A 23,471-nucleotide genomic window follows, 5' to 3' on the forward strand; every position below is an offset into this window, starting at 1 on the left:
AATAGTGTTCAAGAATACATTAACTAAATTACACAAATTTACTCAAAAAACATCATTTACCTGCAACGTTTATGAAAGATTATGTGATTGATATTGAAGCAGAAAACAAAGAGATAAGGAAACGTTACCGTGCATTGTTACGCGCCTGTAAGCCAACTTTACAGCGTGGGGATAAGCAGGAGATTCGCAAGGCATTTGACTTGGCATTGGATAGTCATAAGGAAATGCGACGCAAATCAGGAGAGCCTTATATCTTTCATCCAATTGCTGTTGCCCAGATTGCTGCCGAAGAGATCGGTTTAGGGACAACATCTATTGTATGTGCGTTGCTCCACGATGTAGTTGAAGATACCAATGTAACATTGGATGAAATTGAAGAAATGTTTGGTAAAAAAGTTCGTCGCATTATCGATGGACTGACTAAAATTTCGGGAATTTTTGATCCAAATAGTTCCATGCAGGCGGAGAATTTTCGGAAAATGTTGCTCACGCTTGCAGACGATGTCCGTGTCATTCTGATCAAATTGGCAGATAGGTTGCACAATATGCGCACGATGGAATTTATGGCTCGGGATAAGCAGTTGAAGATTGCATCGGAGACCAGTTACCTGTATGCACCTCTTGCCCATCGTCTGGGACTTTATGCCATAAAATCGGAATTGGAAGATCTCTCAATGAAATATACCGATCCGGATACTTATAAATTTATCGCACGAAAACTGAATGAGAAAAAAGCGGAGCGTGAGCGATTTATAGGTGATTTTATCGATCCCATCAAGGAGATATTGCAGGAACAGGGAATCAAAGCTTCGGTATTTGGTCGCCCCAAATCAATTCATTCCATATGGAATAAGATGCGGAAAAAGTCGATTCCATTTGAAGAAGTTTATGACCTTTTTGCGATACGGATTGTGATCGATGCCGTGGATGAGAAGGAAAAGACCGAGTGTTGGAAAGTGTACTCCATCGTCACAGATTTGTATCGTCCTAACCCCGACCGGCTTAGGGATTGGATTTCCTCGCCGAAAGGAAATGGGTATGAATCGTTGCATACCACAGTAATGGGGCCCAGAGGGCAGTGGGTGGAAGTGCAGATTCGTACCAAACGCATGAATGAGATTGCTGAAAAAGGGTTTGCTGCGCATTGGAAGTACAAAGAATCAAATTCTGATTCTGGATTGGATCAATGGATCAAAAAGGTGCGCGATGTCTTAAGCAGTCCGGATCAGAATGCCATGGATTTTGTGGATGATTTTAAAATGAACCTGTTCTCGGATGAGATTTTTATCTTCACCCCGAAAGGGACACTGATACAACTGCCCAACAATGCCACGGCTTTGGATTTTGCATTTGAAATTCACTCCGATATTGGGGCAAGCTGTATTGGCGCTAAAGTAAACCACAAACTGGTCCCCTTGAGTCATATTTTACAAAATGGGGATCAGGTCGAGATTATTACATCGAGCAAACAGTCTCCTAAGGAAGATTGGTTAAACTTTGTTGTCACTGCAAAAGCCAAATCGAAAATTAGGTCTTCCTTAAAAGAAGAAAAGCGGCGAGTTGCCGAGGACGGAAAAGAGATTTTGGAGCGTAAGTTAAAATCACTTAAAGTAACGTACAACACGGACAATATCAACAAAATTGCTAATTTTCTAAAGTATCCTAGTTCACAAGATCTGTTCTACAATGTTGCCAAGGGAATAGTCGATATGAGGCAATTACGAGAGTATGTTGCCCACGAAAAGGCCGCCGAAGTCAATATAAATAACTCTTCTGGCAACCAATTTAACACCCATATTGGCGGATTGGTCGAAAAGATCAATAAGAAGGAATTCGATACGATTTTGATTGGTGATGATATGCAAAAGGTGGACTATACGTTGGCCCCCTGTTGTAATCCAATTCCCGGCGATGATATTTTTGGTTTTTTAACGGTCAATGACGGTATAAAAATTCACCGTACGAGCTGTCCCAATGCTTCAAAATTGATGGCAAATTATGGTTATCGAATTTTAAAAGCGCGATGGGCCTCCACAAAAGATTCTGCATTTTTGACGGGTTTACATATTGTTGGTATCGATGATGTTGGTTTGGTAAATAAGCTAACAACTGTGATTTCCCAAGAATTTACGGTCAATATCCGATCGCTGTCAATTTCAAGTAATGACGGTATTTTTGATGGTAATATTATGGTTTATGTGAATGATACTGCTCAACTTGAAAGTTTAATGAGAAATTTGAAGCAGGTTAGAGGAATAACGGGTGTTAATCGCTATGAATCGGAAAGCTAGGTTTAGCATTTGGATGTAAAATCGCTTTAAAGCACTTACCTTACCCCTATTTTTAATAGCGGAAATATCAATCCTAATTGGTAAATTTGTACAAGAATATTTTTACTATGAATCAAGCTGAAAATTTTGCAACTGTAAAAAAAATCTTTGAGGCCTACTTAGAAAACAAAAATCTAAGAAAAACACCAGAGCGCTATGCGATCTTGGAAGAGATTTATTCACGTACCGATCACTTTGATGTAGAGTCTTTGTATATTCATATGAAGAACAAAAAATACCGTGTCAGTCGTGCTACAGTTTATAATACCCTAGAACTTTTGGTGTCTTGCGACCTGGTTACAAAACACCAGTTTGGCAGGAACATGGCGCAATTTGAAAAATCTTATGGTTTTAAACAGCACGATCACGTGATCTGCATTGAGTGCAATAAGGTTGTGGAGTTTTGTGATCCCCGTATCAACCAAATTCAGAGCCTGATGGGAGATCTTTTAAAATTTGACATTAAGCACCACTCGCTCAATTTGTATGGTGTGTGTCAAGACTGTCAACTTAAAAACAAGAAAGAGGAGGCTATAGTGCACACAGCTATTTCAAATTAATCTTATATTTTCTTAAATATAATAGTACATTTGTTCAGGAATGTTCAGGAGAAAAATTCCTGAACATTTTATTTTTAAATAGAGTCTATTTTTATTAATAACATTTAATTACTATACTTTAAAAGCTATGCAAGTTGATGTGCTTTTGGGCTTACAATGGGGTGACGAGGGTAAAGGTAAAATCGTAGACGTATTTTGTCCAAAATACGATTTGATCGCTCGTTTCCAAGGCGGCCCTAACGCCGGACACACGTTGGAATTCGATAACAAGAAATTCGTACTCAACACAATTCCATCTGGTATCTTCAATGAAGGTACACTAAATCTTATAGGTAATGGTGTCGTTATCGATCCGATTATCTTAAAAAGAGAGTTAGACAATTTAAAAACAGCTGGTTTTGATCCGGTGGGTAAAGGCAATTTGGTACTAGCGCGCAAAGCACACCTTATTCTGCCGACACACCAATTATTGGATGCTGCCTCAGAATCAAATATGGGTGCAGGAAAAATTGGATCTACGCTAAAAGGTATTGGTCCAACTTACATGGATAAAACCGGTAGAAATGGTTTACGTGTAGGTGATACGACACTTCCTGATTTTCAAGAGCGTTACCAAAAGCTGAAAGAAAAGCATCTGAATATTCTTTCACATTATGGTGATATACCTGATTTTAGTGAAAAAGAGCAAGCGTTTTTAGATGCTATCGAATTCATTAAGTCTATCCCACATGTAGATTCAGAACATTTGGTGAATCAATATTTGAAAGAAGGTAAACGTGTATTGGCCGAGGGAGCACAAGGTACGTTATTAGACGTTGATTTTGGTTCTTACCCGTTCGTTACTTCGTCCAATACCACTACAGCTGGAGCGTGTACAGGACTTGGTATTGCGCCAAATAAAATTGGTAAAGTATATGGTATCTTTAAAGCCTACGCTACTCGTGTGGGTGGCGGTCCCTTCCCTACTGAACTTCACGACGAGACGGGTGAAAAGTTACGTCAACTGGGGCATGAATTCGGAGCGACTACAGGCCGTGCCCGTCGTACGGGTTGGATTGATATTCCAGCTTTAAAGTATGCGATTATGTTGAATGGCGTTACAGACTTGATTATGATGAAGGCCGATGTGTTGGATACTTTCGACAAAATCTACGCTTGTACGCACTATAAATATAACGGTGAAGTGATTGATTATATGCCTTATGAAATTATCACACATCAGGCGGAGCCTATTTTAGAAGAAATTGAGGGCTGGAAACAAGATTTGACAGGCATAACAGCTGAAGGAGAAATCCCTGAAGCATTAAAAAATTATATTTCTTATTTAGAGAAAGCTCTTGAAGTGCCTATTACAATCCTATCGGTAGGTCCTGATCGTAAACAAACGTTAGCTTTGTCAAAATAAACTATGCGGATCGAAAGTTTTGATCTTCTCGATTCTAAAGATAAATTTCATCAAAAAGCCCTGCACTGGTCGGGGCAATTTGATGAAATTTCTTTCTTTAATAGTAATGGGATGTCCGATGAATGGGGCAAATTTGAGCAAATATTAGCCGTCAAGGCGTTGTTTTCGTTCCGTGCCAATCAAAATGTATTTGACGGGCTCGATGCTTTTTTGAAGTTACATCGATCTGAATTTATACCTGGCTTTCTTTCTTACGACCTTAAGAATGAGGTTGAACCATTACAGACCACTGGGACGGATCAGCTCGAGTTTCCAGAAGCTTATTTTTTTGTGCCCGCTATTACGCTTCGATGGACTGCTGAGCAGGTACATATAGAGGCAGAGAATCCTCTTGAAATTTACCAAGCTATTTCTGATACACAGATTCCTGAGGTATTTCCAATGGCGTTGGAGGTAAGATCGCGCTGGACGAAAAGCGCATATATGGACGCTTTCGCAGCTGTTCAGGCACATATTCAGCGTGGGGACATCTATGAAGTAAATCTTTGTCAGGAATTTTTTGCTGAAAATGCTGATGTTTCTCCTGTTGAACTTTATCATCGATTGAATACCATATCGCCTACCCCATTCAGTGCATTTTTTAAAGTTGGCCATCATTTTATCATAAGTGCTTCGCCAGAGCGATTTTTAGCGAAGCGACTCGGAAAGCTGATTTCACAACCCATTAAAGGGACGGCAAAACGGGGAGCAAATCCGCAAGAAGACCAGCAGATTATAGCGGATATGTTGAGGTCCAAGAAAGAGATTGCCGAAAATGTCATGATCGTCGACTTGGTTCGCAATGATCTGACGCGAAGTGCGTTGCCTGGAACAGTTGAAGCTACGCGGCTTTTTGAAATCCAGTCTTTTGAGCAGGTGCATCAGATGATTTCGACCATTACCTGCATACAGTCGCCACAGGTCGCTAATGTGGATGTCTTTCGGAATACCTTTCCAGCAGGCTCGATGACGGGAGCTCCTAAAATCGCTGCGATGCAGATATGTGATCAAGTTGAAGCTCGAAAGCGCGGTATTTATGCAGGATCTATCGGTTACTTTGATACTGTTCGCGATGAATTCGATTTCAACGTCGTTATTCGTTCATTGCTTTACAACGCACAGACACAATACCTCTCATTTCATACTGGTGGAGCGGTGACCAACCAGGCCGTTGCGGAACAGGAATATCAAGAATGCCTTTTGAAGGCGTCTGCGATACTGAAGGCATTAGGTGCTAGCTTGAAGGAATAAAACTATACTAATTTTGTAGAGAATATTTTTTGCTTCAAGTATTTTTTCGACCTTTGTGCCGTTGGCAACACAGATTCCCTATATCGATATTCATACGCATCGGGATTATCCCGTCGAAGCGGATGCGGTTTATTCTATAAAGAATATCGCATTGAACCATTCCGAGCGTATTACTCAGGCGGATTGTTCAATCGGTCTACACCCCTGGTATATGGATGGGGATGCACAACGCGAATTAGAGTTGATGGTGAATGCTTTAGGCCTGTCGCAGGTTTTAGCTATAGGTGAATGCGGTATGGACAAAACTATAAGCATTTCTCTCAACGAACAGCAAGTGCTTTTTGATCAGCAGGTTTCCATAGCCAAGAGATATCAGAAACCATTGATTATACACTGTGTGCGCGCTTTTCAAGAGGTTGTAGCATGTTTAAAGAGCGCAAATTTCAAAGGTCCTGTTATTTTTCATGGCTACCGTAAAAACGAGACCTTGGCGGAGCAATTGGTAGATCAAGGTTATTATTTATCGATTGGCAAACATTGTTTAAACGGAAGCCAGGATAAGGTTTTGCTAGATGTCCCACTGCGGCATTTATTTTTAGAAACCGATACCGATACGACCGTAGAAATTGAGGCAATTTATCGCTATGTGGCACAAGTTAGATCAATTGAATTGGATGAATTAAAAGAGATTTTGTACCACAATTACAAAAAAGTATTTAATAGATGAACCCGCTTACTTTGGATATTCCTTTTGGACAAAAGATACGCGGGCATCATGATGATATAAAACAGATTAAATAGATGAAAGATTTAAGTTGGCTGTCACGTACCGAAGCGCTGATTGGTAGAGCGGCGGTCGAGAAATTAGCGAATTCACATGTGATGATTTTGGGTTTAGGCGGTGTAGGATCATTTGCTGCGGAATTTATATGCCGGGCAGGTGTGGGGAAGATGACCATTATTGATGGCGACACAGTTGATCCATCCAACCGTAATAGACAACTTCCAGCCTTAGCGACCAATCATGGCGAAGCGAAAGCGGAAATTATGCGTCAACGATTGTTAGCGATCAATCCTGAATTGGATCTGACGGTGATACAGGATTTTATCATCCCGGAAAAGATACCTGCATTATTAGAACTGGCACCAGACTACTGTGTGGAAGCTATTGATAGTATTACGCCGAAGCTATTCTTTATTCGGAGAGCGTTGGAAGCGAACATCCCTTTTGTCAGCTCAATGGGTGCAGGTGGTAAAGTGGATCCCACTAAAATAAAAATTGCCGATATCGGTAAATCCTATAATTGTAAATTGGCCCAGCATATCCGTAAGAAATTGCGCAAACATGGTATTCGGGATGGCGTTAAAGTGGCCTTCTCAACCGAGTTGCCAAATAAGGATTCTTTGCTATACACCGATGGGAGTAATTTTAAAAAATCAGCTTATGGTACCATGTCGTATCTGCCTGCTGCATTTGGTGGTGCAATTGCATCGGTCGCGATACGCGATTTGATCGAAAATGTTTAACTTCGTTGCACAATAAACATATGAACAAAAGATAAAGCTCCCTATTGCTAGATGGGGAGCTTTATCTTTTTAAATCTTAACGGCTAATCACACCTTTCATATCGATGCCTTTGGGTTTGATATGTTCCAATCGTTTCTTCAGTGTATCTATTTTCGATTTTTCAAGGTTACCGGTTGCTACAATAATTCCCTCTTTCACTTGCGCTGTGATTGTCGGAAAATCTTCCAGAACTAAGTTGACGTCTCTTGTCAAAGTAGAATCAACCGCCCCACCAATAATTTCATGATATTTTTCACGCGCATCTTCAGGTTCCGGTAGGTTTACCACGATATTGTTATGGATGGATTTTATATTCTCTCCACCTGCCATTTTCGTTTTGTCTTCTATGTTCTGTTTAAGCGAGTCGGAACCTATCTGTCCATCCAGGGTAACATTTCCTTCTTCAACATTTACCTCGATACCAGGCGTAGTTTCTAAGGCCGCCTGGATTGTTGATTTTAGTTTTTCGTCCGATTCGGGCGATCTACAAGCGTGAATGAAGGATAAGGCACCAACTGAAAGGGTTAAAAGTAATTTATTTAGTTTCATGTCATTCGTCATATCTGTACTTTATTAGAACAGATGAAGCGCACTATTGTTTAATTTTTCAGCTTTTTGGATACCTAATAAATTGCGTCCACCTTTTGGTCGATGTTGTTAAATACAAAACTATCTCCTATCTTCTTTCCGATAAGTAGCTGTCCGATGGGCGCTAGCGGCGAGATGACGAAAATATTACTATCTCCTATTTTCACTGCTCCAATACTTGTAGCAATAAAATAAAGGGCAACATTGGTTTGAACGAGAGTCCCTACTCGAGCAACGTCGGTCTCACTATTCAATACAGATTCTATATGGAGGAGTTGCTGTAAATCTTTATTCGCTTCGAGAAGTTGCTTTTGGTAGCGATTAATATCCTGTTGAATCATTTCACGTGATGTTTCATATTTGTCTCCAGCGCTACTTTTGGTGTCGTCGGTACTCGAATCCCTGGCTGTCTCCAAAGCAGATGCTATCATTGAAATACGATCGTTGGTGCGTTTTAGGGCTATATCAAGAAGTTCACGTTTGATGTCGAAATAATTATTTGTCATCCCGAAAAATAAGCAATAAGTTTTATTCCAAAAAAAAATAAAAACAATACGCTTAGTGTCAATAGCATATAATAAATCCGTCGGTAAATAGTACGAATAATATTGCAATAACTTAAAAATTTGCTACATTTGTGCACTGAAACACGGAAAGGTGTCAGAGTGGTCGAATGAGCAGTCCTGGAAAGACTGTATACGGGATGACTGTATCGAGGGTTCGAATCCCTCCCTTTCCGCCAAATGATACAAATGCCACGAATAATCGCTATTCGTGGCATTTTTGTTTTTAGCACTATAAAATACGCACTGAAAGCGGCTTTGACCTATAAGGTTCGAATCTCTTACTTTCCGCAAAGCGAAAAAAGCCACCGTATTGCTGGCTTTTTTTATTTAAAATGGACAACGTGTCTCATTTACGGAGGCTAAACGACCAAAAGTTTAAAATAGTAAAATATATTACTTTTCCATTTCTTTAAGTGCCCATTTTGCCATCGCATCAATAACAGGTATTAAAGCTTCACCCGATTCGCTAAGGATATATGAAACGTGTGGCGGCACTATAGGTTTAGCCCTGCGGATTACCAGACCATCATGCTCCATTTGCTTTAAATGTTGAATTAGCATCTTCTCGGTTATTGCCGGTATTGCCCGCTTCAACTCGCTATAACGTTTTTCCCCATTTGAAAGATGATATAATATAATCGGTTTCCAATATCCTCCGATTTTTTCCATGACATAACTTACGGGACAGTTATCAAGCGCATATTGCTTATTCTGCTGAATGGTGGATGTTGTCTTAATAGCTGTCATGATACACACTTTAGGGTAAGTACTTGTATATAAGTAAGCGCAAATATACCTTTGTTTCGATAAATAAAAAATGTTTTGTTATGAAAATTATAATAACAGGGTCTTTAGGAAATGTTGGTCGCCCCCTTAGTCAGCAATTAGCAGCGGCGGGACAAGATATTACAGTCATTAGCAGCAGCGCATCCAAAAAAGCCGATATTAAAAAGTTAGGCGCTAACGCAGCAATTGGTTCAATGACGGATCTGGATTTTTTGGTTGAAACTTTCGAGGGTGCTGATGCAGTCTTCTTAATGACACCCCCCAAAATGGGCGGTATAAATATTGTAGAAAACACAGTGAGTGTGGCTAAGAATTATGCTGAAGCGGTTAAAAAAACAGGCGTGAAGAAAATTGTTATGCTAAGCAGCATAGGAGTCGAATCCGCGGTGGATAATGGGCCGATTAAAGGTCTCCATCTTATTGAAAAGCTTTATAACGATTTAGAAAATACGGAGGTAACCTTCTTAAGAGCAGGCTATTTTTACGCCAACTTCTTTAATGATATTGCTTTAATCAAAAATGCAGGAATAATTGGAGCAAATTTTCCTGAAACGACATTGTTGCCTGTGGTACATCACTTTGATATAGCGAAAGCTGCAGCTGAGGAATTAGTTGTCAGCTCGCCAGGCAAAAAAGTAAGATATATTGTCAGCGATGTTCGTAATGGGGCCGATTTCGCTAGAATTTTAGGTAGTGCAATCGGAATGCCTGCCCTGCCCTGGGTCCAATTTCAGGATGAAGAATCATTAAATGGAATGCTGCAGGGGGGACTTCCACAGGAGGTAGCCGAACTCTATACAGAAATGGGATTGGGTATAAGAAAAGGAGTTTTGCAGCAAGATTTTATCGAGCATGGTTCGGTTGTAAGCGGAGTGATAAAACTGGAGGAATTTGCAAAAGAATTTGCGGTAAATTTTAGTTTTTGATCTCATTTTACCTTGCCTGTTTTCAACTTTGGAGGCAAATGAGAAAATTTAAGAAAAAAAATCCGATTGTACTCTCCTTAAAAAGTTTGACTAATTTAAGCAGTGTATTAAATACCGGCCTTGGCTCACCGACTTTACCTTAGATCTTGCTTCCTTTTACCGATCCATTTATTGCTTGTATGGTTTCTGCAAACAGGCGATACGAATTTAACCTGGCATCGTGCGCAAAGATTGGGGAAGTCGCCATGATCTCATTGACACCTGCCTCCTGCAGAAACGACGAAAGGGACGACTGCAGCGTTTTAGGACTGCCGACGAACGAATAAGTGAGCATCTGTTGGGCAGAGAGTTTTTCGGAATTGCTCCACACCTCATTCATGTCATCAAGGGGCGGCTGAAGTGGTTTATGGTTCCCGGAAACGATTCCCAGAAACAATTGTTGTAGGGAAGTAAACAATCGGTGGGCCTCTGCGTCGGAATCAGCAGCTATCACATTTACACATGCCAAAGCATAAGGTTCACTCAGAAAAAATAGGCGCTTTGTAAATGATTGATATCATTGCTTGTTTTTGTTCATTATAAAGTTGTGATGTAATTTCCTGATATGCGCTAGGATCGATTTTTTGCCATACCCATACTTTTCATGGATTTGCTGTTGCGTGCCTTGCGTGGCAAAGGTATCTGGCAGACCAAGGCGCTTTATGACAGATGAATAACCGTGCTCGACCATAAACTCCATTACGCCGCTCCCTACACCTCCGACAATACAGCCGTCTTCTATTGTAACGACAACTGAAAACTTTTGGAATACTTGATGTAATATATCTTCATCCAGCGGTTTGAAGAACCTTAGATCATAATGTGCTATTTCTATATGGTCAAGGGCAAGCTCCTCGCATACCGCTATTGCATATTGTCCGATAGGACCAAGAGAAAGTATTGCGATGTCATCACCATCTCTCATCTTCTGTCCTTTTCCTATTTCCAATTTCCTAAAGGAAGAATCAGTATCAGTACTTATACCATTTCCCTTAGGGTAACGGATAGCAAAAGGGCCTTCTTCCTCTTTTTCTTGAGCAGTGTACAGAATATTTCTGAAATCTTCCAGATTAATTGGCGAAGCGCCTATAATATTTGGTACACACCGAAGAAAAGATATATCAAAAGCACCATGATGAGTTGGCCCGTCGGGACCAACAACTCCTGCCCTGTCGATGCAGAAAATAATATTCAACTTTTGGAGTGCAGCGTCATGGATAACTTGATCGTAGGCTCGCTGTAAAAAAGTAGAATATATCGTGCAGAACGGTATTAATCCGTCTGCGGCCAGACCAGCGGAAAAAGTAACGGCATGTTGCTCTGCGATCCCTACGTCAAAAACGCGATCAGGCATTTCCTTCTTCATTGTGGTAAGCGCACTTCCGGACATCATAGCGGGGGTTATGGCAATAATACGTTTGTTTTTTCGGGCGAGCTTGACTAATGTTTCACAGAATACCGCCTGAAAAGTTTTCATATTATGCTGCTTTATGTCCTGTAATCTTTCCCCTGTCTGCTTATCGAACTTACCCGTCGCGTGCCAGTTCGCCTGATCTGTCAATGCCGGCAGATATCCTTTGCCTTTGACAGTGACACAATGCAATATTTTGGGACCACGTATATACTTCAGCTTTTCTAATAGGCTAGTCAGCTTTTGAATATCGTGTCCATTTACAGGTCCAAAATACCTAATATTTAAAGCTTCAAAAAGATTGCTATAATCTAAAATACCGGATTTGATTATTTTTTCAAGCTTCCTGATCTTCGTAAGCGGCCAATCATAATTTTGACTAATGAGTAACAACAATTTTTTAATATGTGATTTCAGCATATTATACTGTTTTCCTGCGGTTAAGCCCGTAAGATAATGTTGTAATGCCCCCGTATTGGCATCGATTGACATATTATTGTCGTTTAATATGATCAGCATATTGGCTTTTTCAAATCCGACATTGTTCAATCCTTCAAAGGCCAATCCCGCTGTCATAGCTCCATCCCCTATTACAGCGATATGTTGACGGTCATTTTCATTGCGATACCTAGCGGCGCAGGCCATACCCAAAATCGCAGAAATAGATGTTGAGGAATGTCCAGTCCCAAAAGCGTCAAATTCGCTTTCTTCTCTCGATTGAAAACCGCTGATCCCTCCCTCCATTCTATTGGTATGGAAAATGCCTCTTCTTCCCGTGATCAGCTTATGTGGGTAGGCCTGATGCCCTACGTCCCAAACAATTTTATCCGTCGGCGTATTAAATACATAATGCAGCGCCACGGTAAGCTCTACAACGCCAAGGCTTGAACTAAAATGACCTCCATTTAATGAAATATGGTCGATGAGGAAAGACCGTAGATCTTCACAGAAGTCAGTTAATGAAGTCGTGGGTAGATTTCGTAAGTCCTGGGGTATATTGATATTATAGTTTAATGCCATTTTGTTAGTTTTCTCAAAATTAAAAGTATTAAAGTTGTAATACAGATACAGTTTCAATAAAAACTACCAATACAGATGAAGTCGTATAAATTCGAGGTATTCACTACCATTATAGAAAAAAACATCAAGGAAGGGCTTTTCAAGCCGGACCATAAATTGCCTTCCGTGCGAGAGATTAAAGAACAATATCATATTAGTATCAGTACTGTACAGGATGGTTACGAACATCTTATCATAAGCGGTTTAGTAGAAAGTATACCAAAATCGGGATATTATGTCAGTAACAGACCAGAAACAAAACACGAGTCTGTAAAAACCAGACACCTTCCTGTGGTTAGAGACGCTATCTTTAAAAATAATCTTGCGCTCACGACTTCGCTGCGAATGGGAAGGAAAATATCTGAGTTCAACGTGGCGGCTCCCGGTGATTTATTGATTCCTCAAAAATCGTTGCTTCGTACGATGCAGCAGGTGATTCGGGATCAGGGAGCTGGGATACTACGCTATTATCCCTCGAATGGCTCGCCTGCGCTAAAAGAGGCTATCATTGAGCGTGCTGCCGGTTACCAAACAATCTTTAATCCTCACGAACTGATCATTACTGATGGCGCGTTGCAGGCATTGTATATCGCTCTGGCTTCTACTTGTGATACAGGGGACGTAATCGCGGTAGAAAGCCCTTGTGTGTTTTCGGTATTGGAAGTTATCAGGGTTCTAAAACTGAGGGTAATCGAAATTCCTGTTGACCGAAAAAATGGTTTTGACACAGATCTGTTTAAAAAGGCTTGCGAAAAAAATACTGTTAAAGCGGTCATCGTCACACCCAACTTCCATAATCCTACTGGAGTATTACTGAGTGATGAACAAAAATTAATGCTGCTGACAATTGCCAGGTTCCACAATGTGGCAGTTATCGAGAACGATATATATGGTGACCTGCATTTTCAGGGACATAGACCCACCACAATTAAAAGCTTTGATGATAGTGGATTGGTTTTAACTTATGCATCATACGCAAAAACACTTGCTCCGGGAATAAGGCTTGGATGGCTAAGCGCTGGAAAATTTGTTGAGCGCGCCGAGCAGGTAAAATTTACTTTGGGAAGTACAGTATCTCCATTGTATCAAGAAACGGTCAGTCGATTGCTTAGTGGTAGTAGCTATGACCGGCATGTTAGGGCTTTCAGAATGCAATTGGCCAAGAATGCACATTTAGCAATCAATCTGATTTCCAAATATTTTCCCGAAAACACATATATCGCAACACCTACGGGTGGGTATAATCTATGGGTAAAAATGCCGGAGGAAATCGATATGAGTTACTTTTATGATCAATGTGAAAAAATTGGAGTGAGATTTACACCAGGATACACCTTTTCTTTTTCGGATACTTTTAACAAGTATTTCAGGGTAGTTATTGCTGACACTTTCTCTCCAAAACGGATTGAAGCAATTAGGATTGTTGGACAGCTGTTATTATAGTATCTGTACTGTATATTTTTTAGCCCTCTAGCACTAATGAATTACCACTCGGTACGTCTTATGCGGTTTGGGCAGGCATTGGAGTTATAGAGACAGGCATACTTTGGTGGGAGGAACGCCCACTGACAAAAAAGAAAGGCCGCTGATAGACTTATAGCTACAGCGACTTCCCTTTCTGCGATTCTTCAAAAAGTCTCTGAATTGATCAACAGATCGTCCATGTCAACGATTACTGCCGCTATCATCAGCAGTTTTTTCCTTCCTTGTGCCCGTTAATGTGGATCAGACAGACCGATGGCAGAGCGATTTCGTCGTGTTCCCATGGACCATCCTCTTTTTGAAACCCCTTGCTTTCAAAGAATTCGATCATGGGATTTCCAACATATTCATTGATCCAGATAGCATCTACATAGTTACATAATGATTGACATTTATGAAATAGTGATTCAAGAACTTCCGGATGCGTGAATTTTTTGAGCACCGAAAAATCGCCGATCCGTATCGCACGCATGTCTTTAAGTGATTGTGGCACATTGCCTCTGGAAGTAACTTTTGCGTAACCCACTGCTTTCTCATCGACATATACGATTAGCCACTGGTTGGACATACTGTTCATTTCACTGATAAAGTACTTTCTGTCGTAATATTTCTCCATGTAAAGCTTTACAGACATCTGATCGACCATGGAACTGAATTTTTCCGAGGCCAGTTCATGTATTAAGTCCAGTAGCATATCTACGGTTTCGTCTGTTGCAAGTGCAAATTTGGTAAGTATATCCATTGTATTCCTAAAATTTTTAAACAAATCTAGGGAAGTTTGGATCATTTGACACGGTACAACTTCCGTAAATACAGGCAGTACAGATCAATCCATGACGCCGATCCTTAAAGCAATGTTTGAATAACTTCCTACTCAGCTACTCAGCTACTCAGCTGTACCAGCATTGTACTAATATACTTTCGAATAATCTTGAGTTTCTTAATGCATATCTTTATCTTTATTCAATGTTTAAAAAGCGGGAAGGCTTCAGGAAGTTTAGATTTTTTATATAAACAATGAAAGAAAAGGTAATTACGGTTTCAAGTTATGGTATAGCATTATTTTCCGAGAATGCTGTTAGCACATTTTTAAAGGAAAATAAAATTAGGAGCAAAAAGCTCTTAAAAATTTTTCAAGAAAATCAATCTTTATATCTCGATTCACTAGCCAAAGGAGTTTGGATTCCAATTCTACCTGTTGATTCAATCAAATACCAAATTAAGACTTCAAACCTTGGCGAAGTTTTTGGGGATGAATGGGAAAAGACTTTAGAAGAAGATGGTTTCAACCTAAATGTATATGATAGCTTTTGGATTGCCAGTATAGGTCTTCTCTCCGATCTTGCTAAGGAGAGTTTCGAAGCGGAAAGCATTTCCTATGAAACTTTGGATGGCAACAAGCTTTATCAGGGTTTCAAGTTTGGGTACCCTTCCGGAAAATACACTGTTAAGATCGAGGGCTATAGACGCAACATTGAAAAGGCATTTCCTGAGCCGAATTTTGGCTATTTATTTAGCTTAGATAAGGTCGATGTATTTTGTGGATATAAAGATCCCAGGGAGGATGATAACTATTTTTTTAACGTTGCGCAGATTAAATAAACTCCTTTATTAATGATTAATCGTATTGCTTAGAATCGCAGGAAAAAATGTGATTTATCAAAGACTGTTTTCAACTTCAAATTGCTTCTTCATACGATTCCTTTTATCATCCGCTTCGTAAACGAATTGATATAAACGCTGTTTATCCAAAGCGAGTTTGTATCTTTCATCAATGGCAATGCTAAATTTATTTTCGTTTTTTTCCTGCTCTATTTTTTTTTGCTGCTCAACTTCTTTTTTCGAGAAGAGATATAGATTTCTAAGCGCCGTATAGTAATGTATCTCAGCCTGCTGGAACTCTTTACCTTTTTTTATACCCTCAACATTTACATTTTTCAAATCTTTAAGAATAACGTTGAAGGCTGTTTCCTGTTGATCGATTATTAATAAGGCGCTGTCATACTCACGTTTGATCAAATAATTCAGTTTAGCAGATTCCATACCTTTTTCGCCAATCAACATAGAAGTTATCTGATCCTCCTTGTCGTCCATAGTTTTTTTCAATTGAATGGCCTGTTTATTCTTCGTACATCCACAAAGCAATACAAACGATAGAACTGCAAACGAAACTATGCTGATTTTTTTTAAAGCCATACAAACGAAAATGGTTTTTAAAGATACTTACAAATTGTTTTCTAACAATTACCATACCTAAGCGCTTAGTTGATTACTTATATAGCCTAAAGTTTCCTAATTTCTTCATTACGAAGCATCCAAATTGAACAAGCATGATGTCCAGAATTCCCTAATGGCTTTTGAAGTAATCTGAAGCCCATGTTTTGATACATTTTTATCGCATTTGAAAACTCCGGAAAGCTCTCAAGATAGATTTTATCGTAGCCTAGACGCTTTGCGCTTTCGATACTTTTATTCATTAATGCTTTACCAAGCCCAATCCCCCTGAACGCTGGATTGAGGTAAAACTTAACGAGCTCTGCGCAGTACGGCGGCAATCCAGCAGTGGGATAAATCCCGCAACAGCCCGCTACTATGCCATCTACCTCAGCTACCCAGAGCACAGCGCTTTCTTTGCTAAAAAGTGCATATAAATCTGAAGTGGTAGGATCGGAATAAACAGTCCCTTCTTTTGGTGCGTTGTGCTCTTCAAAAACAGCTTTGATGAGATTTGAAAGCGCATCGTTGTCCGATTTTTTTATTTTCCTGATGATTGTATTCTCCATACGCCGATAGTAAATTTATAAAATTGAAATTTTGCTATTGTCCGAAAAACTTTCTAAAAAAACCGGGCTCTTTGGCGTTTGCCCGTGCGATTTTTAAGTTATCTTCTGCGATACGATTATAGCAAAGTCCAAGTGAAATTTCAAGATTTTTCACTGCCTCTGTATAATGTCCCATATCAATCAGCGAAGTACCGATATGTTCATATAGTTCTGCCGCGATGTCATCCGTAATTTCTTGCTGTTCCGGCAGCATCGAGATTGCCCGTGTACCGTAATGCACAGTTTTTTCATTTTCTGTCAGGTGGTATGCACTGTGTACGGCCCAATAAAAACACCAAAAATCTGTGTTGCCATGCCCAATGCTCTGTTCAAAACTTTCAAGAGCTGACTCACTATCTTTCATATGCACCTCTAAAACATATCCCCGGTTGTACAATGCGACCTGAACAGATCTTGCCATTCCTTTTTCTAGCCCGAAATGTACTGCTTGATTGTAACATTCCAAAGCCTTTACCCATTGTTTATCCCTTAAAAACGTTTCTCCTCTGCTTATCATCAAACTCGGATTGTCAGGCATATTTTCCAGTAAGGAGTCAGCCTGTTTGGAATCCACCGAATTATCAACATCTAAGCCAAGCATTGACGCGGCTTTGGATTTCGATATGTAAAAATTCGTCACACAGCGTACAATTTCCTCGTCTTGAAGAATCTGATCACCTGGATTTACCGATTGATAGTATTCAACACCTTGGTCGGCCCAGTACAGCATTTCTTTATATTGACCCATATCTGAGTGGCTGAGACATATTCCATCAATAGTGCTAATTAAGGTGATAAAGTCCATTTCTTCAACATATTCTTGCAAAAGCTCTTCACCATCCATAATGGCATTTTTGGGCATACCAGCGCACATATAAATGTACATTCTATTGAGAAGAATCACCATAAATTTACTTTGTGTTATGCCCTCGTTGACAATGGTGACAGCATCTTGATATGCCTCTTTGAAATTGAACTCCCGCGCAAGATTATTACAGCACATGGCGAAGGTATGCGGGGCGTAATTAAGACTGTTTGTCTGCTCGGTCAAAACTACGTCTCTAAAAAGTTGATAGGCTTGGGTGTAGAACTCTATTTTTAGTTCGGTGAGCCGTGGGTGCTCGACTTCCGACATTCCCGCATATTGCTTGAGAACATAATCGATTTCAACCCCAGCATTGTATAATTCCATAGCCGATTGCGAATCCACAGAAGGACGAAGTTGTGAAAAATCTGGATAGTCACTGTGTCTATTGATTATTCGGAAGATGCGGATCTCTAATACCGGAGACGACCGTAATTGACAGGATCTTTGGTAATATTGCAAAGCACCGTCCCAGTCTTCAAGCCAGTACAACGCAGAACCAGCATTCCGGCAACAGTGGTAATGGTGAGGATCAATTTTAAGCCCACCATTAGCCCAGTCCAAGCATTTTTCTAAAGCTTTTTCTCTGTTGGATTCAAATATTTCATTATAGTCGAGTGCTATAAGACCCAATATGGCACATAAATTAGGGTCAACGCTTGCCTCATTTAGGTTATCGATATGGTAAAATAATTCATGAAGTTCATCCAAATCATGAGGAAGAGCATATCCGTCCAGCCAAAATTTCGCTGCCAGAGCATAATTGCCTTCGGCAAGTGCTTTTAATGCGTGCTGATGAAGTGTATCTTTCATTATTTTGTCTAATTGTTGTTAAATTCATAGAAACTGACCACCGTATGATTCGATCTCAACCTACGGGCAACTGTCGCATTTCATAGAGCTTTGCTAAAATAGCAATCTCGTATGCTGATTCATTTGCGGATTTTTTTCTTCCCTCCTTAAAGTCTTCACTGATCCTGTAACTTTTTACCAGATGGTTGTTTTTTGCCCCAATGGCATAGTGCCAGTAGCTTCCGGTGGCGCTGGTGAAAATGACCATTTCTTCAAACGCCATAATCTTTTTTGTAGGAAATAACGGCTTTTTCCTATATACAATTCGGTCTTCTTGGTCAAAAATGTAGCAGATTTCGGCGCGTATGAAAATATCATAAAAGCTGTGTAGAATGAGATATGGACCGAGCACAACAAGCAGAAGGGCCATTCCCCGGTTGATATCATGAAAAAAGATAATGGATAGTAAAACCAGTGATAAAACAACAACAAGTGTCCAAACGGATAGTTTAACGCTTTGGCGATTGGGCGTAAAACTAAATAATTTACCACTGTCAACGATTTTATACATGCTAATTTCTGACATAAGGACGTGTTATTTCTTCAATATCATTTAAAATATCCTGCATACCACGTTTTGACAGTCCCTGTGCAACAATGGCGAATTTCTCTTCACCTTTTGAAAAATAGCATACATTGAGTGATGTGTTGACGGGTATAAAAATGTAGATCAACCTACTCATCTGATAATGGGCAATATCTGAAAAGGGAATGCATGTCTCTGCTTTTAAACCTCTTTTGATATACAAAGCTTTCGCATCTAAGTCAATCACCATGCGCTCTGTATAAATGGATAAAAAACATAGTGCCGCGAAGATTCCAAAAATCCACATCATTGCTCCATTATTAGATGTGTATCCGAACCAGGCCAAAACTGTTAGACCAGCGACAATCAATATACCGAATCCATACTGCCGTTTAAGTATATAACGGTTACCCTCTTTCTTAAAATTTTTAATTGTATTTTCCATGTTAATCAAGTTTTACGCCGATTACGTTTATTTCGCTGATGTGTTTTTGTCAATTAAGTAGATCAATATTACTACTTTAAAGCGATCGATTCCAAGGGGTAATTTGTATCTGGACGCTTTTACTTGTTGTTTGGTGGATTTGAGCCCCTATACGAAAAACTAATCCAATGATTTAATAGCTATATTTGCAAAAAGAATATTGCAGCATTTTATGGATCACCTAAATTTCACCAAACGCTATTTTTTACATGCAATATTGTTTTCATTGATGGTATTCGCCGCTTCACTGAAAGCGCAGGACGTAAAAATAGAATCATTGGCACGCCAGGGATATTCGTACAGATTTACGGATAGTACGAAAGCGAAACAAATGCTCAATAACGCGCTCTTACTGGCCAGGAAATCAAATTCTAAAAAAGATGAAGCAATCTGCCTTGCCTTTTTGGCATTAACTTATCGAAGACTGAATAGCCCAAAGGAATTTAATAACTATGCCGAGCAAGCCTACAAAATTTCCTCACAAACCAATGATGAGCGCGCAAAAGCTTACGCGTATATGGTTATGGGAAACCTTAAGTCCTATTTCGATGAAAATACAGCCGCGCTGAATTACCAGCTTCAAGCCAATACACTTTTTGAAAAGCATAAAAATTATGCATTATGCGCTCAGATATGCGCCGATATATCTTATAGCTTTTCCTTAAGTTCGGATGATCGGGTGGAAAAATATGTGCGCGAAGCGATGAAACATGCGCAACAATCTTCAGATCCCGAAAGCATACTACATGCCCGATTGGCAATGGGCTCTTATCTGACAGGTTTGACAGATAAAGACGCAGATAACATTTCCTTATGGGAGAATTCTGTGAAATTTTTAAAGCAGACTGCAGACTTCGCCGCAGTGAACGATCATAGGTTACCGAGTAAGAGTAACATTGCTATTTCTCATCTTAATCTTGCGGCACTGTTGATACGACGGCCAATGTTGATGGATGTCATGTTATTTACACGGCAATTGGATACGGCCATTGCCATAAGCAAAAAATACAATGTGAAGGTTACTTACCGAAACAGTCTCGGATTACGTGGAAAATATTTATTGTATCAGGGCGAATATAGCAGAGCAAAGAAAATGTTTCTGGACGGAATTGCTTACCAGCTTCGGCTACCGTATAAAGACCATGAAATATTAGCCCAGTTTTATGCCAGCCTTAAGGAAGTCGCCGCTAGCGAAAAAGATTATTCTTCTTATTATCGATATGACCAGTCCTTTAGCAAATATAATCGTCTTACCTACGACGAAACCATGCAGCGGAATTTGCAACTTGCGGAAATAAAATTTGAATCGGCTGAAAAAATTCGTAAAATAAAGCAGTTAGAGAATGAAAAATTGCTTCAGGAAAAAAATAAGAATCTGGGCTATGTAATTTCCCTGATCTTACTGGTTATTGTGGTTTTTATCTTCATTTCTTTTTACTACAGAAAGCGATTTTACCAGAAGCAAGCGGATAATTTGAAGCAGCAGCAAATAAATGACCAACTCAAGCTCAACCTGCTCGAAAAGGACAGCCTTGAGAACCTATTGGCAAAGCTTTCGCTGGAACGGCGGTTTCTTCAGTCTCAGATGGACCCTCATTTTATTTTTAATTGCCTGGCGAATATTCAGAGCATCATCCTGAAAGATGACCGAACAAAAGCGCTCACCTATCTCAATAAATTTGCACGGCTAACCAGAGAGACCTTGTATCATTCCAGAAAAGAATCCGTAACCTTGCAAGAAGAGACAGCAAACTTGAAAAGTTACGTTGAACTGCAACAACTGAGGCTTAACCATTCGTTTGATTATAGCTTCGAATTTGCAGAAGACCTCAATATGGATGAAAAAATACCACCCCTGCTTATACAACCTTTGGTGGAAAATGCGATCGAACACGGGCTAAAACCTTTGATACATCGAAAAGGAAATCTAGTTATAACATTTACAAAAAAATCATCGGAGCAAGTATTGATTTGTGTTATCAAAGATAATGGAATTGGAATGGAGGCTTCCCAAACAGGAAAACAAAAAAACAAGCATGAACCACTGGCAATAAAAATAATAGATGAAAGACTGGCACTCTATGCTAAGAATGGCTCAGGCGAGCGTATACCTCATTTTACATCTCAAAGCTCTGATGAGGGATGCACAATCACTATCAATATTCCAATCGTATAAAAATGTATAAAGCAGTTATTATAGAAGATGAATATCATCTGAGAGAGGCCCTTTCTATCCTTCTTGAAATGGTGGCGCCCGACCAAATCCAGGTTATCGGTTACGCCGAAGGGCTGCCGGAAGCCGTCAAAATTATTGATCGTTTAAGGCCAGATCTGGTTTTTATGGATATCATGCTAAAAAACGGGACCGGTTTTGATGTTCTCGAACAGATTAGCCATAAAAACTTCCATCTTGTATTTACTACGGCCTATGAGGAGCATGCGATAAGGGCATTCAAATTTAATGCTATCGACTATCTCCTGAAACCAATAGACCATGATGAGTTAAGAGACACGCTCAATCGCGTAGCAGGCAAAAAAACTGAATACATGGATTTTCAACATGTTGTTGCTCCTTCTTCTAGCATCGCAAAAAAGTACGATAAGATAGTGCTTCCCACCATAGAGGCTATGCATGTTGTGAAGCTAAAAAACATCATTAGGTGTGAAACCTCGGGCTCCTATACAACATTTATTCTCAAGAACGGACAGCATATTATTGTTTCCAAACCATTGAAATATTACGAAGATATCCTTATTCCACCCCATTTTATACGCGTACATCAGTCGCATTTAATAAATACAGATTTCGTCAATAGCTTTTCTAAGGATGGGATTATCGTGATGCTAAACAATGATACCATCCCCATATCGCGAGCGAACAGAGAGCATTTCTTTAGAATAATGAAAAACGAAGAGGATTAGACATGAGCCCAGATAAAGATCCAAAATGCATAACCGCAAAGTGATCCATGCTGCAGGTGAAGTCAATATAGCTCTTTATCGATCAAATTGATAAATACCAATATGTTGCCCCATCTGGGGCGGCATAATCCTCTCGTTCCTTCACCTGAATAGTCTTTTTTAGGATTATATACTCCATTAAACAGGACAACTCGCCACCTGTCTGGATCCTCATACGTGACACTTTTATCTTTCCAGTACGGATTTTCAGGTTCGACGCCATCAATTCCAGCATTCTTTAAACGCTCATTTGCGCGTTTATAATCGTCTTCATTGTCGTAGTAAAAAACAAGTAGGTTTTCCTTCGTCGGCTCCGGTAAAGGAACCTTTTCCGCTTGCTGGGTAAACTCCAGATGATAGGTTTTGTCAGGCATACCCAACATCACGCCATCGTAACCCAAATGATCTTCAAATTTGCCGATTATTTGCATACCCAGCATTTCGTTATAGAATTTAACTACTTCATTCAAATTGTTGGTAGGCCGCGCTATTCTAAATTGCACCGCTTTCATCTTGTTATTTCCATTTGAAATCTTTTTATCCAGTTGCTTAGTGCAGGATGCAGCAAAAGTTAACGCAGCAGCAGATGCCATCGTTATCACTAATTTCTTCATAAAGTTTGCTTTAATTTACTTGAACAAATTTCTAAACGAAAACAGATTAAAACAATTACGGAAGTTCCGATTATGTTGTCAATTTTTCGGTTTTTCACGGTAGTGTATAGGAGACACACCTTTTACGGATTTGAAAAAACGGGAAAAAGAGGACGTGGAAGTAAAGCCCAGTTTCGAGCTGCCAGGAATAACCTACCCATGGCCCTGCAACCAATGTTGTTTGTTTGGCATCCATCGTAATCTGCTCTTTGTATTCCAAGAGCAGATTATCAACCCTGACCTTCTTGTCTTTTAAATCGAAAACTAGATATTTTATATAGTCGCCGAAATCTTAATTA

General features: G+C 39.8%; 23 protein-coding genes, 1 tRNA gene and 1 pseudogene. 13 read left to right on the forward strand and 12 right to left on the reverse strand.

Features of this window, described 5'->3' with window-relative positions; translation table 11 throughout:
• The first annotated feature begins 71 nt into the window (after nt 1–71).
• From B2107_RS19595 to B2107_RS19620, 6 genes are all read left to right on the forward strand, one after another.
• A complete protein-coding gene (locus B2107_RS19595; protein WP_293957427.1) occupies nt 72–2,291 on the forward strand; it encodes a RelA/SpoT family protein in 2,220 nt (739 codons plus the stop codon).
• 107 nt (nt 2,292–2,398) lie between these two features.
• Entirely contained in the window at nt 2,399–2,890 is a 492-nt protein-coding gene (locus B2107_RS19600; RefSeq protein ID WP_293957428.1) for a Fur family transcriptional regulator, read from the forward strand.
• A gap of 127 nt (nt 2,891–3,017) precedes the next feature.
• Nucleotides 3,018–4,295 (forward strand): adenylosuccinate synthase, encoded by a 1,278-nt coding sequence (locus B2107_RS19605; RefSeq protein ID WP_293957430.1) that lies wholly within the window; start codon nt 3,018–3,020, stop codon nt 4,293–4,295.
• 3 nt (nt 4,296–4,298) lie between these two features.
• Nucleotides 4,299–5,585, forward strand: a complete 1,287-nt coding sequence (locus tag B2107_RS19610; RefSeq protein WP_293957432.1) for an anthranilate synthase component I family protein — start codon at nt 4,299–4,301, stop codon at nt 5,583–5,585.
• Nucleotides 5,586–5,646: 61 nt separating this feature from the next.
• On the forward strand, nt 5,647–6,312 hold the full coding sequence (locus B2107_RS19615) for a TatD family hydrolase (protein WP_293957434.1): 666 nt from the start codon (nt 5,647–5,649) through the stop codon (nt 6,310–6,312).
• Nucleotides 6,313–6,386: 74 nt separating this feature from the next.
• The gene (locus B2107_RS19620) at nt 6,387–7,112 is read left to right on the forward strand and encodes a tRNA threonylcarbamoyladenosine dehydratase (RefSeq protein WP_293957436.1); all 726 of its coding nucleotides are present in this window, start codon (nt 6,387–6,389) and stop codon (nt 7,110–7,112) included.
• Nucleotides 7,113–7,188: 76 nt separating this feature from the next.
• Here the strand turns inward: B2107_RS19620 and B2107_RS19625 are convergent, their stop codons facing one another.
• A complete protein-coding gene (locus B2107_RS19625) occupies nt 7,189–7,713 on the reverse strand; it encodes a BON domain-containing protein (protein ID WP_293957438.1) in 525 nt (174 codons plus the stop codon).
• A 62-nt stretch (nt 7,714–7,775) separates the two neighbouring features.
• Entirely contained in the window at nt 7,776–8,246 is a 471-nt protein-coding gene (locus B2107_RS19630; protein WP_293957439.1) for a hypothetical protein, read from the reverse strand.
• Nucleotides 8,247–8,391: 145 nt separating this feature from the next.
• On the opposite strand from B2107_RS19630, the gene B2107_RS19635 reads away from it, so the two are divergent.
• Nucleotides 8,392–8,482 (forward strand) — tRNA-Ser (locus B2107_RS19635).
• A 217-nt stretch (nt 8,483–8,699) separates the two neighbouring features.
• Here B2107_RS19635 and B2107_RS19640 read toward each other — a convergent pair.
• Nucleotides 8,700–9,053, reverse strand: a complete 354-nt coding sequence (locus B2107_RS19640; protein WP_293883455.1) for a winged helix-turn-helix transcriptional regulator — start codon at nt 9,051–9,053, stop codon at nt 8,700–8,702.
• An 80-nt stretch (nt 9,054–9,133) separates the two neighbouring features.
• On the opposite strand from B2107_RS19640, the gene B2107_RS19645 reads away from it, so the two are divergent.
• A complete protein-coding gene (locus B2107_RS19645; RefSeq protein ID WP_293957440.1) occupies nt 9,134–10,018 on the forward strand; it encodes an NAD(P)H-binding protein in 885 nt (294 codons plus the stop codon).
• 139 nt (nt 10,019–10,157) lie between these two features.
• On the opposite strand, the gene B2107_RS19650 is transcribed toward B2107_RS19645, so the two are convergent.
• Both B2107_RS19650 and dxs read right to left on the reverse strand, forming a co-directional pair.
• Entirely contained in the window at nt 10,158–10,526 is a 369-nt protein-coding gene (locus B2107_RS19650) for a hypothetical protein (RefSeq protein ID WP_293957441.1), read from the reverse strand.
• A gap of 48 nt (nt 10,527–10,574) precedes the next feature.
• Nucleotides 10,575–12,488, reverse strand: a complete 1,914-nt coding sequence (gene dxs, locus B2107_RS19655; RefSeq protein WP_293957442.1) for a 1-deoxy-D-xylulose-5-phosphate synthase — start codon at nt 12,486–12,488, stop codon at nt 10,575–10,577.
• A 75-nt stretch (nt 12,489–12,563) separates the two neighbouring features.
• On the opposite strand from dxs, the gene B2107_RS19660 reads away from it, so the two are divergent.
• Nucleotides 12,564–13,970, forward strand: a complete 1,407-nt coding sequence (locus B2107_RS19660; RefSeq protein ID WP_293957443.1) for a PLP-dependent aminotransferase family protein — start codon at nt 12,564–12,566, stop codon at nt 13,968–13,970.
• Nucleotides 13,971–14,011: 41 nt separating this feature from the next.
• Nucleotides 14,012–14,116, forward strand: a pseudogene (locus B2107_RS21975) (hypothetical protein); the annotation flags it as partial.
• A gap of 98 nt (nt 14,117–14,214) precedes the next feature.
• On the opposite strand, the gene B2107_RS19665 reads toward B2107_RS21975, so the two are convergent.
• Complete coding sequence (locus B2107_RS19665; RefSeq protein WP_293957444.1) at nt 14,215–14,751, reverse strand: N-acetyltransferase; 537 nt, start codon at nt 14,749–14,751, stop codon at nt 14,215–14,217.
• A gap of 275 nt (nt 14,752–15,026) precedes the next feature.
• Between B2107_RS19665 and B2107_RS19670 the strand changes: the two genes are divergently transcribed.
• Nucleotides 15,027–15,611 (forward strand): hypothetical protein, encoded by a 585-nt coding sequence (locus B2107_RS19670; RefSeq protein WP_293957445.1) that lies wholly within the window; start codon nt 15,027–15,029, stop codon nt 15,609–15,611.
• Between the two features lie 57 nt (nt 15,612–15,668).
• Here B2107_RS19670 and B2107_RS19675 read toward each other — a convergent pair whose 3' ends face one another.
• The 5 genes from B2107_RS19675 to B2107_RS19695 form a co-directional block, all read right to left on the reverse strand.
• Nucleotides 15,669–16,205 carry a hypothetical protein gene (locus tag B2107_RS19675; protein ID WP_293957446.1) on the reverse strand — a complete coding sequence of 179 codons (537 nt, stop codon included), beginning with the start codon at nt 16,203–16,205 and terminating at the stop codon, nt 15,669–15,671.
• A gap of 86 nt (nt 16,206–16,291) precedes the next feature.
• The gene (locus tag B2107_RS19680) at nt 16,292–16,792 is read right to left on the reverse strand and encodes a GNAT family N-acetyltransferase (RefSeq protein WP_293957448.1); all 501 of its coding nucleotides are present in this window, start codon (nt 16,790–16,792) and stop codon (nt 16,292–16,294) included.
• A gap of 34 nt (nt 16,793–16,826) precedes the next feature.
• Nucleotides 16,827–18,509, reverse strand: a complete 1,683-nt coding sequence (locus B2107_RS19685) for a tetratricopeptide repeat protein (RefSeq protein WP_293957449.1) — start codon at nt 18,507–18,509, stop codon at nt 16,827–16,829.
• Between the two features lie 55 nt (nt 18,510–18,564).
• Nucleotides 18,565–19,074: a hypothetical protein gene (locus B2107_RS19690; RefSeq protein WP_293957450.1), complete on the reverse strand. Its 510-nt coding sequence runs from the start codon at nt 19,072–19,074 to the stop codon at nt 18,565–18,567.
• Nucleotides 19,061–19,519 (reverse strand): hypothetical protein, encoded by a 459-nt coding sequence (locus B2107_RS19695; RefSeq protein WP_293957451.1) that lies wholly within the window; start codon nt 19,517–19,519, stop codon nt 19,061–19,063. The genes B2107_RS19690 and B2107_RS19695 overlap by 14 nt, the downstream gene beginning before the upstream one ends.
• Before the next feature lie 211 nt (nt 19,520–19,730).
• On the opposite strand from B2107_RS19695, the gene B2107_RS19700 reads away from it, so the two are divergent.
• Together B2107_RS19700 and B2107_RS19705 are read left to right on the forward strand one after the other, a co-directional pair.
• Nucleotides 19,731–21,734: a sensor histidine kinase gene (locus B2107_RS19700; protein WP_293957452.1), complete on the forward strand. Its 2,004-nt coding sequence runs from the start codon at nt 19,731–19,733 to the stop codon at nt 21,732–21,734.
• Between the two features lie 2 nt (nt 21,735–21,736).
• A complete protein-coding gene (locus B2107_RS19705) occupies nt 21,737–22,480 on the forward strand; it encodes a LytR/AlgR family response regulator transcription factor (RefSeq protein ID WP_293957453.1) in 744 nt (247 codons plus the stop codon).
• Nucleotides 22,481–22,542: 62 nt separating this feature from the next.
• On the opposite strand, the gene B2107_RS19710 is transcribed toward B2107_RS19705, so the two are convergent.
• A complete protein-coding gene (locus B2107_RS19710) occupies nt 22,543–23,133 on the reverse strand; it encodes a VOC family protein (protein ID WP_293957454.1) in 591 nt (196 codons plus the stop codon).
• Nucleotides 23,134–23,471: the final 338 nt, after the last annotated feature.

The sequence above is a fragment of the Sphingobacterium sp. UBA7855 genome (genome assembly GCA_002500745.1).
GTDB lineage: Bacteria > Bacteroidota > Bacteroidia > Sphingobacteriales > Sphingobacteriaceae > Sphingobacterium.